The sequence below is a fragment of the Caballeronia sp. INML3B genome, assembly GCF_023631305.1.
Classification (GTDB): Bacteria; Pseudomonadota; Gammaproteobacteria; order Burkholderiales; family Burkholderiaceae; genus Caballeronia; species Caballeronia turbans.
The window spans coordinates 643,640-657,984 of record NZ_JALQDI010000040.1 but is presented as its reverse complement, the minus strand read 5'-3'; the positions used below and the strand labels follow the sequence as shown (position 1 = coordinate 657,984).

Here is a 14,345-nt window from a genome sequence, read left to right as displayed (position 1 = left end):
GCCATTTTTATGGCCGTTTTGTCATTTTCGATTTAGCGTGTGGCGATATACATCGTGATTTCAAAGCCAAAGCGCATATCGGTGAAACTCGGGGTTTCCCACTTCATAGAGCCTCCGTGTGCAATGATTGGCCAGACGGATGCCGGGCCATTGCGCGGTTCAACTGCTGCGGGCGCCGTGCAAAGCCGCGCATCCCAAATCGACGCATTCTCATCCTAGCGCGATAAAGACATATGCACGATTGGAAATTGCACCGGCGTTCATTTAATTTATTTATAGCGGTGATGGAAACCCTCGAACACCGTCCGGATGAGGGATAACCCTGTCGGACCTGCCAAGAATAGCTATTGCTCAGACAAGTGTCGGTCGCGCGATGCAACACGATGGATGCCGCATCGCGGAGTACATTTGAAAGCCGCGCATATCACTCCGCACGGGCTGCTTCACGCAGCACGGCGTCTGCGCTATCAAAATTACGATCGGTCATTTTGTTGAGTACGGCGATAACTTCGCCGTCCGCGCCATTGCTTTTGGCCAGCGCCATAAGTTTCTCCTTGCCCATCGGATACTCGGCGCCCTTGAGCGCGCGGGCGATTTCTTGGGGTGGCGGCTCGTCCGGATGCCGATGATTCTGCGAATGCGCGGGATGCTGTGCCATTTACGCCTCCTGTTCGACGCGACGATAACGCTTACGAATCAGCAACGGCTGTACCCGTCCTCGGCGCGCTTGATGCTGTCTCGTCGGCGCGACTCAACGAAAATGGAGGCAGCGCAACATGACTATCTCAGCAGACCGCGTGTCCGACACAGAAATAAAGGTCGGCGACACTATCTATACCTTCGACGCCAAGGCCACCGCCGACAGCTTTCAGCAATGCCTCGGCAACGACAGCGTCGAGACCTGCGCGAAGAATCACGCGCCCGTTTCGACACGCGCCGCGTTCGATGAAAGCGGCGAGCCCAAGGGCGAGCCGGGCAGCATCATCTCGCCGTCGCTGGGCGGCATGCCTTGAAGCGCGGTGCACTCATAGCGCCGCGCTTGCCGTCGTCGAGCGCGGCGCAAGCGATGCGCGTGTGAGCGCGTCGAGCGGCAGCGGCTTGTCGAAGAAATAGCCTTGCGCTTGCGCGGCACCCATGTCGCGAAGCACGGCAAGCGTCGCTGCGTCCTCGACGCCTTCGGCAACGAGCGTCAGATCGAGCGATTCGGCCATGCGGACGATTGCGCGCACGATCGCACGGCTGCGCGGACTTTCGGTGAGTTCGAGAATGAACGACTTGTCGATCTTCAGGCCCGTGAACTGGTACTGATGCACGTAGCTCAACGATGAGAAGCCCGCGCCGAAGTCATCGAGCACGACGGACATGCCGTTGTCCGCGAGGCGCTGCATGGTGCGGCGCGCAAGCGCAGGTTCGGCGACGAGCGCGCCTTCCGTCAACTCGAGACACACGCGCGACGGCGACACGCGATAACGCCGCAACAATGCAAGCACGTCGTCGGCGAATTCCGGACGCGTCATGCTGTAGCTGGAGCAGTTCACATGCACCGGCGGCCAGTGCGCAAAGCGCGCATTGGAGAGGATGGCCGCGACACGCTCCAGCATATACAGATCGAGCCTGCCGATGAGCCTCAAGCCTTCGACCGAAGGAAGAAATTCACCCGGCCCGACGAGGTGACCATCGGGCTGACGCCAGCGGATCAATGCTTCGAGCGCAACGACTTCGCCGCTTTTCACATCGACGATAGGCTGGAAGTAGGGCACCAGTTCGTCGTCGCGTTTGATGGCGTTGCGCAGCGCGCCTTCGCGTTCCACCTGATCCGACACCTGACGTCGCAGTTCCTGATTGAATACGACGAAGCTGTCGCGGCCCGCGTTCTTCACGCGATACATCGCCGTATCGGCATCGCGCAACAGATCGGCGGGCTCGGTATGAAACTGACTGTCCGCACTCACGATGCCGATACTGCACGACGAGAACACGACATGCTCTTCGATATGAAACGGCAGATCGAACGCGGCCAGGATGCGCTTGGCGATCGATACCGCGTCGCGCACGTGCGCATTCGGCGAGAGCACGGCGAATTCATCGCCTCCCAAACGCGCAAGCAGATCGGTCGAGCGCAGGCAGTCGCGCAGACGCGCGGCCGCCTGCACGAGCAGCATGTCGCCGAAGTGATGGCCGAGACTGTCGTTCACGACCTTGAAGCGGTCGAGGTCGATGAACATCACCGCGAGCTGGTCGCCGCGCGTCTGATAGTCGCGCCATGCGCAGCGCAGCTTTTGCATCAGATGGCTGCGATTGGGCAGGCCCGTCAGTGAATCGTGCGAGTTCTCGTAGAGCAGGCGCGCGTTGACATCGTCGAGTTCGCGCGTGCGGGCCTGCACGCGCGCTTCGAGTTCCAGATTCGCGGCATGCAGCGCTTCGGCATCGCGACGGCGCGAGAGCGCGGTGTCGATATGGCGCGACACGAAGGTCAGCAACTCCTGATCGCGCAGCGAATAGCGCACGAGCGGCGAATAGCTTTGCACGGCGAGCACGCCGCGCACGACGTCGCCATCGAAGAGCGGAATGCCGAGCCACGAACGCAGGCGCACTTCGCGATGCTCGATCTCGAATGCGCCTTCTTCGATGAGACGCAACGCTTCCGAATGATCGATGAGGCGGGGACGCCGCTCGTGTATCACGTATTCCGTGAGGCCGCGCTGACCGCGTCGTGGCGCGGGGCGCTCCTGCACGATCTCGTCGACGTAATACGGGAACGACACTTCGCCCGTTTCCGTTTCGAAGAGCGCGATGAAGAAGTTTCGCGCATACAGCAACTCGCCGACGATGCCATGCAGGCTGCGAAAGAATTCCATCATGTCGCCCGGACGGCTCGACAGCTCGGCGATCTGATACAGCGCCGCCTGCAAGTGCTCGGAACGCTCGCGCTCCGCGATGCCATGACGCAGCGCCGCGTTGAGCTTCGACAGTTCGGAGGTGCGGCGCGCGACCTGCTCTTCGAGATCCGCGCGGTGCAGGATTCGGTCGAGCGCCATCGCCACATGGCGCGCGACGACGAGAAAGAGTGCGCGGTCCTCGGCGGTGTAAATGCGCGACACGTCGTAGACCTGCATCGCGAGCATGCCGAACACTTCGTCGCTCGCATTCTTGAGGGGCGCGCCCATCCAGAACTCGGGGCGATCGCCGATACAGTAGAAACGGCCCGCGCGCTCGGCCGCGCGGATATCGGCGGCGGTGATGAAAAGCGGCTGCGCGCTCGTGAGCACTTGGCCGGTCATCGACAGGCGCGCCGGATTCAGAATGTCGTAGTTCTCGGCCGCGACGACATCGGTATCGATCACATCGACGTAATACGGGTACGTGATCTTCCCCGACTTGCGATCGTAGAGCGCCAGATAAAAATTCTCGGCGTCGATGAGCGTGCCGAGCCGTTCGTGCACGCCACGCAGAAAATCGGCGCGCTCGGGCACCGAGCTCGCGAGATAGGCAATCTCATAGAGCACGCGCTGCGTGAGTTGCGCGCGCGCGAGCGCGTCGGCCTGCACGCGCTCGCCGAGCGTGCGCGCGAGTTCGATGAGATGCGCGTCGTCGCGATGCGCGACGGGCGCAAGCAGCCAGCCGAGCACGCTTTCGCCGCGCCCGGTCGGCCAGCAGTGCCAGCCCTGCGCGCCGCAGATCTCCGCGAGCCGTTCCTCGGCGATGCTATGCGGCCATGTCTGCGCGCCGGGCAGCGGCGTATCGCCGCGCCGCTCGAGATGCAATTGCTCGCCCGCGCGATACCACGCCCACTGTTGCGGGCAGCCCATCGCGGCGGCCTCGTGCAACAGGGCGTCGATCGATGGCGCGACGCTGGCGAAGACCTTGTCGTCGGTCGCCGTTACGGCTGCAGGTTCGACCGCGGTTGCGCGGGCAACCTGCGCGTCGTACGCGGGAAACACACTCATCGGCGCTCCAGGCCATTTTGTCGCCACGGCGGGCGGTTCTCGTTCAGCGACTGCGCTCGCACGCCGCCCGGGGCGCGCGCCTCAAGCAAACGTTCTTAATGGGGTAACGGCAGCGAGCTTACAGCCTTGAGTACGCAGGACAAAAAAAGCCGTCGCGCCGGCACGTGCGGGCGTTCATGCGGGTTGCGCGGCGTCGGCGCGGTCGTGCCCGGTGAATCTCTCGCGATAAGCCTGCGGCGACACGCCGAGCGAACGCAGAAAACCACGGCGCATGGTTTCCTCGGTGCCGAAGCCGCAGCGCGCGGCGACGCGCTTCACGGGCAGCGCCGTATCGCCGAGCAGGCGCCGCGCGGCTTCGAGCCGCATGCGTTCGATCGCGCGCGCGGGCGTCGTGCCTGTCTGCGCTCGGTAATGGCGCACGAAGCTGCGCTCGCTCATGCCGACGCGCGCAGCCAGCACGCCGACCGACAGATCCCCCGCCAGATTTTCGGCGATCCACGCATGCAGTTCGCCGAAGCGTTCGCCTGATTTCTGCAGCGACAGCGCCGCGCTGAACTGCGCCTGCCCGCCGGGGCGCTTCAGGAACACGACGAGCTGGCGCGCGACGTCGAGCGCGAGCGTGCGCCCGAGATCGTCCTCGACCAGCGCCAGTGACAGATCGATGCCCGCCGTGACGCCGGCGGAAGTCCACACGTCGCCGTCGCGGATGAAGATGGGATCGGGCTCGACGTGGACCGACGGGAAGCGCGTGGCGAGTTCCGCGCAGCGCGTCCAGTGCGTGACGGCGCGCCGCTCGTTCAGCAGGCCCGCCGCCGCGAGCAGAAATGCGCCGGTGCAGACCGACGCCGTGCGCCGCGCGTGCGCCGAGCGCGCGCGCACCCAGTCGACCAGTTCGCGATCGTGCACCGCTTCGTGCACGCCCCAACCGCCCGCGACGATCAGCGTGTCGCACGCTTCGTTCGGCGCGGGCAGCGCGTCGCCGACGAGCCCCAGTCCAGCCGAGGCGCGCACCGTACCGCCTCGCGCGACGACGCGCGGACGATACGGCGGCGGCAAGCCCGCAGCCTTTGCAAGATCGTTCGCCGATGCGAAGACCTGCAACGGACCGGCGACATCGAGCAACTGGACATCAGGGAAGGCGAGCACGTCGATGGTGCGTGGGGCGTCGGCCGGCATGGCGGTCTCCGGAAACGAAGTTGGCGGAAAACGTGGGGCGTGTGTCAATTTCGCCATAGCCTAGCGGCGTAGCATCGGTTCGTCCACTGCACACACCATCGACCAAGGAGAAGACCATGACGCTACATATCGGCCTGTTGCTGTTCCCGCGCCTGCAGCAACTCGACATGACCGGCCCCTACGACGTTTTCGCGCACATGCCCGACGTGAAGGTGCATCTCGTCTGGAAGAGGCGCGAGCCGGTGAAATCGAGCGCCGGCATGATCCTCACGCCCGACGCGACCTACGCCGATTGCCCCGCGCTCGATGTGTTGTGCGTGCCCGGCGGCTCGGGCGTCGGAGATCTGATGGAAGACGAGGAGACACTCGCGTTCCTTCGCGAGCAGGCGGCGAGCGCGCGTTACGTGACGTCGGTTTGCACCGGTTCGCTCGTGCTCGGCGCGGCCGGCCTGCTGCGCGGCAAGCGTGCGACGACGCACTGGGCCTACCACGAACTGCTCGCGGAGCTGGGCGCCATGCCGGTGCACGAGCGCGTGGTGCGCGACGGCAATCTGTTCACGGGTGGCGGCATCACGGCGGGGATCGATTTCGCGTTGACGCTCGCGGCGGAACTCGTCGGCGAGCACGAGGCGCAGGCGATCCAACTGCAGATGGAATACGCGCCCGCGCCGCCGTTCGACGCGGGCGATCCGGCGCATGCGCCCGCGGCCGTCGTCAGCGATGTGCGCGAACGTTGCGCGCCGTCGCTGGCGGCGCGCGGCGCGATCACGGCGCGCGCCGCAGCGCGACTGAAATTGAATGCGTAATACAAAACGCATCATGCAAGAAGGCTCAATGAATGCAGAATGCAAAACGCCGGGTGTTCAGAATCGCTTCTGCATGAAATAGCGCGCCTGGCCCGCGTGAAAATCGGCAAGCTCGCCGAAGGTCTCGTAACCGCAGCGCGCGTAGAGCGCGCGCGCCGCGGGGTTGACCGTATCGAGCCACGCGGCGCGGCAGCCGCGCTTTCTCGCCTCGTTTTCGGCGGCTTCGAGCGCGCGTGCGCCGAGTCCGGCGCCGCGCGCGTCCTCGCGTATCCACAGCCATTTCACGAAGAGCCAATCCCACGCGGTGTAGCCCGCGAGCCCCCCGAGAAAATCGTCATCGCGATACAGCGACACGGCGAGATCGCGCTGCTGGCTCGGCCCGAGCCGCGCGCGATTGAATGCGGCGAGGGCGCCCGCGACGTCTTGCTCGAAAGTCGCGTCGATCCAGTCGGTCACGGCGACGGTGACGTCTGCGCTCATATCGGATCGCTCAGCTCTGCGCGGCCGGCGCGACCGACGCGCCCTTGATGCCGTGCCGCGCGAGCGCCTCGGCGACGAAGCCTGAGCGTTTGACATCCTCCACGAATTCGCTCAGATAGCGCGCAGCTTCGTCGCTGCGGGTCTTCGACAGGCCCATCGCCTGCTGGATCACCATGAAACGTCCTTCGAGCAGGCGCAAGCCGGGCGTGCGCGCTGCATCGGCTTCGAGTTGCTGCTTCACGCCCGCCGCGACTTCCAGGTTGTCGCGCAAAAACTCATCGACGACGGTCTGCGACAACGCCGTGCGCACGATTTGCGCATGTTTGATCTCGCGCGTGAGAAAGAGATCGTATGCGCTGCCCTTGCCGACCATGATGCGGTTGCCTTCGCGATCGACATCCTCGTTGCGCGTGAGCGGCGACGCATCGCGCACGAGGTAGCAGCCTTCGATCAGCACGTAGGGTGCGGTGAACGCGATGCCCGCGCCGCGCAGCGGATCGATCGCGAAGAAGCCGATATCGGCGCCATCGTTCGTGACCGCTTCGACCGACTCCGCGGCCCGGTCGAACGACGTGAAGGCGACAGGCACGCCGAGCCGCGATGCGAGCTCGCGCGCGATATCCACCGATACGCCGCCCGGCTCGCCGCTGTCGGTTCGATGCGCGAGAATCGGATTGCCGAGATTGATCGATGCGCGCAGCGTGCCTGTCGGCGCGAAGGCGTTCAGCAAGGAAGAGGAGAGAGTCATGGTGTCCGTCGCTTGAATGAAGGAAAGTATTCACACGGGCAATCCGATGCAGAATACGCGAACCACGACCGCTCTGGCAAAGGAACGACATGCAGCGCACACGCATCGACAGCCGGGAATTGATCGCGCGGCTGAAGCTCGAACCGCATCCTGAAGGTGGGTTCTTCCGGGAGACCTATCGCGCGAGCGGCAACGTCACGCGCGAAAGCGAAGGCGAATTGCGCTCGGCCTCGACCGCGATCTATTTCCTGCTCTGTGACGGCGGGCATTCCGCATGGCATCGCATCCGCTCCGACGAAGTCTGGCATTTCTACGCCGGCGATCCCATCGACGTCCATGTGCTCGATGCGAACGGCACGCTCGTCACGCATCGCCTCGGCAACGCGCTCGAGCATGCGGATACCCTGTTTCAGGCCGTCGTCAAAGCGGGCGACTGGTTCGCGGCCGAATGTCACGATGAAGAAGGCGCGGCGCTCGCCGGCTGCACGGTCGCGCCGGGCTTCGAGTTCAGCGAGTTCGAACTCGCCACGCCTGGGACGCTGGAAGCACGCTATCCGCAACATCGCGAGTTGATCGCCAGGCTAGGCCTCAAGCCGTGACGATGCGGTTATCATCGCGCGCATCATCGACAACAACAGAAGGTCAGGCATGAGCGGAGTGCGCCGCGGGATTCAATCGATCGAAGTCGGAGGCGCGCTCTTGCGTGCGCTGGTGGATCATGGCGGCCCGATGCTGCTCGGCGATCTTGCGAGAAAGGCGGGCATGCCCTCGGCGAAGGCGCATCCGTATCTCGTGTCGTACGGCAATCTCGGCCTGATTCAGCAGGACCCCGCAACGGGCCGCTACGAACTCGGCCCGTTCGCGCTGCAAATGGGGCTGATCAGCCTGCAGCGCGTCGATCCGGTGCGTCTCGCGATTGCGGAAGTGGCGAACATGACGCCGCGCATCGAGCATACGGTCGCGCTCGCGAGCGCGGGTAGTTATGGACCGACCATCGTTCACATCCAGCAGGCGAGCGTGCCCATCCACGTGACAATGCGCACGGGCACGGTGATGTCGCTGCTGCAGACCGCGACGGGCCGCGCGTTCGCCGCCTACCTGCCGCCGATGACGGTCGATGCGCTCGTCGCGATCGAGCGCGCGGGCGCGTTGCAGACCGGCGCCGAGCGTCGCGAGTACACGCGCGCGCAGATCGACGCGATGCTCGCCGAAGTGCGCGAGCACGGTATCGCGAGAGCGATCGACGAACCCGTCGCCGGCATCAGCGCGATCAGCGCGCCGGTGTTCGATCACACGCGCCATATCGTGCTCGCGATCACGGCGATCGGACCGAGCGGCTCGTTCGACGGCGCATGGGATGGCGACATCGCGAAGGGACTGCACGCGTGCGCGCAGCGCGTATCGAAGATGCTCGGTTTCGTCGCTGTCTGATTCGGTGCGTTCCGAGCGTCCGTAGGTGGTTCCTCTCGGTTTGACGCCGGATCCCGTTTTGTTATTGGTTTGCTAGCGTTGCCCCTGTGCGGGGCGGCAGTTACTTTCTTTGCTGCTGCAAAGAAAGTGACCAAAGAAACAGCTTCTCCCATCCAAAGTGCTTCATGCCGGCCGCCGCACAGGCGATTGACTTAATGGCCCGGCAATAGCGAGTGCCCCCACAAAACGCCCGGGGCTTGGATCGCGCACGGTCTGTCACCTTGCGCTGGACGACAAACGGGTTCGGCGCGAAATAGCTCCGGCCCGCTTTGCGGCCGATGGGTCAACCGGGTCCGCGTGTGCTCCCTTTTGATGGTTTCCCCCGCGTATCCCTCGGCAGCGGCGCGGTCCTAAAGAAAGTAGGTGCTGCCCCCACAGGGGGAACTATTAGACCGACACGAAAACGGGATCCAGCCGAAAGTTTGCAATCGTCAAGAGCCAGCACCGGTCGACATACGGGTAAACCTAAATTCAACCATATAAAACGACTTGTACAATGATGAACAGATAACCGAGAGCGAAGAAATTCGCGCGTGAGCCGAGCCAGGCTCGACGATGGAGACGATCGAATGTCCGTAAATTACGCCAGTCTGCGCTTTGAATACGAGCGCGCGCCCGAGCACGATGCGCCCGCGTCCTCGCCTTATCCCGTCGCCGTGGTCGGCGCGGGCCCGGTCGGTCTTGCAACGGCCATCGACCTCGCCCAGCAAGGCGTGCGCACCGTGCTGCTCGATAACGACGACACGGTGTCGACCGGCTCGCGCGCAATCTGCTTTGCCAAGCGCACGCTGGAAATTTTCGATCGCCTTGGCTGCGGCGACAGGATGATCGAGAAGGGCGTGAGCTGGAACGTCGGCAAGGTATTTCTGCATGACGACCTCGTCTACACGTTCAATCTCTTGCCGGAAACAGGACATGCGCGGCCCGCGTTCATCAACTTGCAGCAGTACTACGTCGAAGGCTTTCTCGCCGAACGCGCGATGGAGCTGGAGCAACTGCAATTGCGCTGGAAGAGCACTGTCACCGGCGTCACGCAGCATGACGATCACGTCGAATTGCAGATCGAAACGCCCGATGGAAACTATTCGCTCAAGGCGCAGTATGTCGTGGCCGCCGATGGTGCCCGCAGCCCGATGCGCAAGTCCCTCGGTCTCGACAGCCACGGGCGCACGTTCAAAGATCGCTTCCTGATTGCCGACGTGAAGATGAAGGCGCCGTTTCCCACCGAGCGCTGGTTCTGGTTCGACCCGCCGTTTCATCGGAACCAGTCTGTGCTATTGCATCGTCAGCCGGATAACGTATGGCGCATCGACTTTCAGCTCGGCTGGGACGCGGACCCCGTCGCTGAAAAAGCGCCCGAGCGTGTGATTCCGCGCGTGAAGGCGCTGCTCGGCGAAGACGCCGAATTCGAACTGGAATGGGTGAGCGTGTACACGTTCTCGTGTCTGCGCATGGACAGCTTCAGACACGGGCGCATCATTTTTGCGGGCGATTCGGCCCACGGCGTGTCGCCATTCGGCGCGCGCGGTGCGAACAGCGGCGTGCAGGACGCGGACAATCTCGCGTGGAAACTCAGGCTCGTCGCGAACGGCGATGCGCCGCACACGCTGCTCGATACCTACGCGTCCGAACGCGAATACGCCGCCGACGAAAACATCCTCAACTCGACGCGCGCCACCGACTTCATCACCCCGAAGAGCGCGGTATCACGCCTCTTTCGCGATGCGACGCTCAATCTCGCGAAGGATTGCGCATTCGCGCGGCGCATGGCGAACAGCGGGCGTCTTTCGGTGCCCGCGGTGCTGCGCGACTCGACGCTCAATACACCCGACGCGGATGGCGATGCCTTCGATTGCGCGATGATTCCCGGCGCGCCGTGCGTGGATGCGCCCGTGCGCGTCGATGACCGCGACGCATGGCTCTTGCCTCAGACTCACGGCGGCGCGTTCACGGGCATCTATTTCTGCGGACTCGGTCACGGCCCGGAGGTTTGCGCGCAAAGCCTCGCGGCGTTGTCGAAGGCGCCGTTGCCCGTGCGTGCGCTGATCGTCGTGCCGAGAGGCATGACCTGCGCGGTGCCGGGCGTGACCGTGATCGAAGACGTGGAAGGCATGGTCGCGCATCGCTTCGATGCACGGCCCGGCACGTTCTATCTGCTGCGTCCCGATCAACATGTGTGCGCGCGCTGGCGCGCCTTCGATGCCGCATCGGTCGCAGCGGCGGTCAAACGTGCAACCTGCAACGGATGATGAATCGTATGAAGCTCAATCTCGAACTGAATATCGCAGATCACGATGCGTTCTACGAGCGCCTCATCGACGCGCACAACGGACTCTCCGACGAAGCGAGCCAGATGCTCAACGCGAAGCTCGTGCTGCTGCTCGCGAACCATATCGGCGATAACGACGTCTTGAAAGAAGCACTCGCGATGGCGCGTCACGGCCTCGCCGAAAGCTGATCTTTCAGCACGATGCCCACGCGCTCGCAAATGAACGCGCCGATGCCCGCGATGTCATTCAGATCGAGTATCGGCAAGCTCGATTCGATCGCGGCGGCATCATCGGTTGCAATTGCAACGATCTCCACATCGGTCTCGTAAAGCGGATCGCGGCCCGCCGAGGGCCGCACGACTTCGAGCCGCGGCATCGCTTCACGCGCGAATCCCTCGACGATCACGAGGTCCGCGTGAGACAGCCGTGCTGCCAGTTCGGCAAGCGGCGGCTCCGCGTCGCCGTTCAATTCGCGCACGATCGCATACCGGTAAGGCGATGCGATCAGCACTTCCGCGGCGCCCGCGCGGCGAAAGCGCGCACTGTCCTTGCCCGGCGGCTCGAGTTCGATCGAGTGATGACTGTGCTTGATGACATTGACCATGAGGCCGTGTGCGCGCAGCCACGGCAGCAGCGCTTCGATCAACGTGGTCTTGCCCTGGCCCGAGCGGCCCGAAATGCCGAAGAACGGCGGATGACGCGAATTCATGCGTATGGTCGGCTGATTGAACTGGTTTCGATCAGACGAGTTTAACGGGTCGATGGCGAGCGTCGAGAAATCGCGCTATCGTCGGGCATTGCCTTTGCGGCAGTTCATGCCAAGCGCGCGCAACGCCTTTCCGACCCCATCGCGCAAGGCTCAGCAATCAAAGGATCTCCGACATGGCTGAAGACAATCCCAGCACCGCTCTCGCACCGCAGCAGTTCTCCGTCGACGTGATGCTCGAAAAATATGCCAAGGGCGACGAGACGCGCGTCGAGGATATTTACCTGCGCGTGGCGCGCGGTGTCGCGCTTGCCGAGCCGAAAGAGTCGCGCGCGAAGATCGAAGCGGAGTTCGTCGATAACTTCAAGCGCGGCGCGCTCGGCGCGGGGCGCATCATGAGCGCGGCCGGCGCGGGCATCGACGCGACGCTCATCAATTGCTTCGTGCAGCCCGTAGGCGATGCGATACAGAACGTCGACAGCAACGGCTTGCCGGGTATTTACGTCGCGCTGCTGCAGGCAGCCGAGACGATGCGTCGCGGCGGCGGCGTCGGGTATAACTTTTCGGCGATCCGTCCGCGCGGCGCGCGTGTGCATTCGACGGGATCGGCGGCATCGGGTCCATGCAGCTACATGGACGTGTTCGACGCATCGTGCCGCACGGTCGAAAGCGCGGGCTCGCGGCGCGGCGCGCAAATGGGCATTCTCGATTGCTCGCATCCCGATCTGCTCGAATTCATCGCGGCAAAACATACGAAAGGGCGCTGGAACAATTTCAATGTATCGGTCGCGGTGACCGATGAGTTCATGCAGGCCGTCGCCGACGACGCCACATGGCAGCTCGTGCACAAGGCCGAACCGTCACCGGCGCAGCGTGCCGCCGAGGACATGCACCAGCGCGAGGACGGCCTTTGGGTCTATCGCGAAGTGCAGGCGCGCGAAGTATGGAACACGATCATGCGCTCGACTTACGACGTCGCCGAGCCGGGTGTCGTGTTCATGTCGCGCATGAACGACGATAACAATCTGCGCGCGGTCGAATCGATTCGCGCGACCAATCCATGCGGCGAACAGCCGCTGCCCGCATACGGCTGCTGCAATCTCGGTCCGCTCAATCTCACGCGCTTCGTGCACGATCCGTTCGCGCAGATGCGCGGCGGCGCGCCGTCCTTCGACTGGGACGGCCTTGCACGCACGACGCGCACGCAAGTGCGCTTTCTCGACGACGTGCTCGACGTCACGCTCTGGCCACTCGAAGAGCAGGCACGCGAAGCCGCAGCGAAGCGCCGCATCGGCGTGGGCTTTACCGGCCTCGGCGACACGCTCGTGATGCTCGGGCTTCGCTATGACGCGCAGGAAGGGCGCGACTTCGCCACGCGGGTCGCGCGCACGATGCGCGACGAGGCGTACCGCGCATCGGTCGAACTCGCGAAAGAGCGCGGCACGTTTCCGCTCTTCGATGCGAAGCATTATCTGGCAGAGGGCACGTTCGCCTCGCGCCTGCCCGACGACATCAAGCGCGCGATACGCGAGCATGGCATTCGCAACAGTCATCTGCTGTCGATCGCGCCGACGGGCACCGTGAGCCTCGCGTTCGCGGACAACGCATCGAACGGCATCGAGCCGGCGTTCTCGTGGACCTATCAACGCACGAAACGCATGGCGGACGGTTCACGTCAGACCTTCCCCGTCGAAGATCACGCGTACCGGCTATATCGCGAGATGGGCGGCGACGTGAACGCGCTGCCCGACTATTTCATCAGCGCGCTGCAGATGTCCGCGCACGATCACATGGAGATGATGGCCGCGGTGCAACCGTTCGTGGATACATCGATTTCGAAGACCGTGAACGTGCCCGCAGATTATCCATTCGACAAGTTTCAGGATCTCTATTTCGAGGCATGGCGGCGCGGACTGAAGGGGCTTGCGACATATCGGCCGAACGAGACGCTGGGCGCGGTGCTCTCCGTCACGCCCGCCGAGACGCCGAGCGATTCGCCCGACCCCGAACTCGATCTCGATCCGTTGCGCATTGCGATCGATCATCGGCCGAGAGGCGAGTTGCCCGCGATCATCGAGAAGGTCGAGTATCTGACGCAGGCGGGAAAGAAGTCGCTTTATCTCGCGGTCTCGTTCATCGAAGTGACGGGGCGTATCGGCGGCGAGGACGTGACGATCGAGCGGCCCATCGAGTTCTTCATTCCCACGGGGCAGCGCGACGAATCACAGCAATGGATCACGGCGACGATGCGTTCGCTGTCACTGGCCGCGCGCGGCGGTTTCGCGGCGCGCACGCTGCAGGACATGCGAAAAGTGTCGTGGGACCGCGGACAGGTGCGACTCGGCGATGTCGAACGGCTCGACGGACATCGCAGTCCGCGCTGGCACGATTCGGAAGTCGCCGCGTTAGCGTATGCGATCCAGCAGATTCTTTATCGTCGCGGTTTTCTCGACGCAGAAGGAAACCAGGTACCGTCGCGCGTGCTTGCGCGCAAGCGTGCCGATTGCGCGCCGCATCCGGTAGCTGTAGCCGATGAACGCGAGGAGGTATCCGAGGGTATCGCGGGAGGTGAGATCGATCCGCATAGCCTTTCCCTGATGCACGGCCGGAAATGCGCGACGTGTGGTGCAAATGCAGTGATCCGCAAGGACGGCTGCGACTTCTGCACGGCATGCGGCGAAATCGGCGCGTGCGGTTGAGTTGAATAAAAAAGGCGCGGGCTTTTGTCCGCGCCTTTCATGT

At 63.7% G+C, this 14,345-nt stretch carries 14 protein-coding genes; 7 read left to right on the top strand and 7 right to left on the bottom strand.

What is annotated here, in order from left to right:
- Window positions 1–32 precede the first annotated feature (32 nt).
- Complete coding sequence (gene pqqA, locus NCS58_RS18870) at window positions 33–107, bottom strand: pyrroloquinoline quinone precursor peptide PqqA (RefSeq protein WP_008353049.1); 75 nt, start codon at window positions 105–107, stop codon at window positions 33–35.
- Between the two features lie 317 nt (window positions 108–424).
- On the bottom strand, window positions 425–658 hold the full coding sequence (locus NCS58_RS18865; RefSeq protein ID WP_061118114.1) for a DUF2795 domain-containing protein: 234 nt from the start codon (window positions 656–658) through the stop codon (window positions 425–427).
- A gap of 118 nt (window positions 659–776) precedes the next feature.
- On the opposite strand from NCS58_RS18865, the gene NCS58_RS18860 reads away from it, so the two are divergent.
- Complete coding sequence (locus NCS58_RS18860; protein WP_061118115.1) at window positions 777–1,013, top strand: hypothetical protein; 237 nt, start codon at window positions 777–779, stop codon at window positions 1,011–1,013.
- 12 nt (window positions 1,014–1,025) lie between these two features.
- On the opposite strand, the gene NCS58_RS18855 is transcribed toward NCS58_RS18860, so the two are convergent.
- Together NCS58_RS18855 and NCS58_RS18850 are read right to left on the bottom strand one after the other, a co-directional pair.
- Entirely contained in the window at window positions 1,026–3,947 is a 2,922-nt protein-coding gene (locus NCS58_RS18855) for an EAL domain-containing protein (RefSeq protein ID WP_061118116.1), read from the bottom strand.
- A gap of 174 nt (window positions 3,948–4,121) precedes the next feature.
- The gene (locus tag NCS58_RS18850) at window positions 4,122–5,180 is read right to left on the bottom strand and encodes a GlxA family transcriptional regulator (RefSeq protein ID WP_061118117.1); all 1,059 of its coding nucleotides are present in this window, start codon (window positions 5,178–5,180) and stop codon (window positions 4,122–4,124) included.
- Window positions 5,181–5,239: 59 nt separating this feature from the next.
- Between NCS58_RS18850 and NCS58_RS18845 the strand changes: the two genes are divergently transcribed.
- Window positions 5,240–5,929, top strand: a complete 690-nt coding sequence (locus tag NCS58_RS18845; protein WP_061118118.1) for a DJ-1/PfpI family protein — start codon at window positions 5,240–5,242, stop codon at window positions 5,927–5,929.
- Window positions 5,930–5,986: 57 nt separating this feature from the next.
- On the opposite strand, the gene NCS58_RS18840 is transcribed toward NCS58_RS18845, so the two are convergent.
- Both NCS58_RS18840 and NCS58_RS18835 read right to left on the bottom strand, forming a co-directional pair.
- Window positions 5,987–6,409, bottom strand: a complete 423-nt coding sequence (locus NCS58_RS18840; RefSeq protein ID WP_061118119.1) for an N-acetyltransferase — start codon at window positions 6,407–6,409, stop codon at window positions 5,987–5,989.
- A gap of 10 nt (window positions 6,410–6,419) precedes the next feature.
- Window positions 6,420–7,157, bottom strand: a complete 738-nt coding sequence (locus tag NCS58_RS18835) for an ABC transporter substrate-binding protein (protein ID WP_061118120.1) — start codon at window positions 7,155–7,157, stop codon at window positions 6,420–6,422.
- Window positions 7,158–7,246: 89 nt separating this feature from the next.
- On the opposite strand from NCS58_RS18835, the gene NCS58_RS18830 reads away from it, so the two are divergent.
- The 4 genes from NCS58_RS18830 to NCS58_RS18815 all read left to right on the top strand — a co-directional run bounded on the left by NCS58_RS18830 (window position 7,247) and on the right by NCS58_RS18815 (window position 11,085).
- Window positions 7,247–7,756, top strand: a complete 510-nt coding sequence (locus NCS58_RS18830; RefSeq protein ID WP_250477443.1) for a cupin domain-containing protein — start codon at window positions 7,247–7,249, stop codon at window positions 7,754–7,756.
- 49 nt (window positions 7,757–7,805) lie between these two features.
- Complete coding sequence (locus NCS58_RS18825; RefSeq protein ID WP_061118122.1) at window positions 7,806–8,588, top strand: IclR family transcriptional regulator; 783 nt, start codon at window positions 7,806–7,808, stop codon at window positions 8,586–8,588.
- A gap of 608 nt (window positions 8,589–9,196) precedes the next feature.
- A complete protein-coding gene (locus NCS58_RS18820) occupies window positions 9,197–10,876 on the top strand; it encodes an FAD-dependent oxidoreductase (RefSeq protein WP_061115629.1) in 1,680 nt (559 codons plus the stop codon).
- Window positions 10,876–11,085, top strand: a complete 210-nt coding sequence (locus NCS58_RS18815; protein WP_061116044.1) for a DUF2783 domain-containing protein — start codon at window positions 10,876–10,878, stop codon at window positions 11,083–11,085. Before NCS58_RS18820 ends, NCS58_RS18815 begins: the two co-directional genes overlap by 1 nt.
- Here NCS58_RS18815 and mobB read toward each other — a convergent pair.
- On the bottom strand, window positions 11,064–11,606 hold the full coding sequence (gene mobB, locus NCS58_RS18810) for a molybdopterin-guanine dinucleotide biosynthesis protein B (protein WP_061115630.1): 543 nt from the start codon (window positions 11,604–11,606) through the stop codon (window positions 11,064–11,066). The genes NCS58_RS18815 and mobB overlap by 22 nt on opposite strands.
- Window positions 11,607–11,779: 173 nt before the next feature.
- Between mobB and NCS58_RS18805 the strand changes: the two genes are divergently transcribed.
- Entirely contained in the window at window positions 11,780–14,302 is a 2,523-nt protein-coding gene (locus NCS58_RS18805) for an adenosylcobalamin-dependent ribonucleoside-diphosphate reductase (RefSeq protein WP_061115631.1), read from the top strand.
- The last annotated feature ends 43 nt before the right edge of the window (window positions 14,303–14,345 follow it).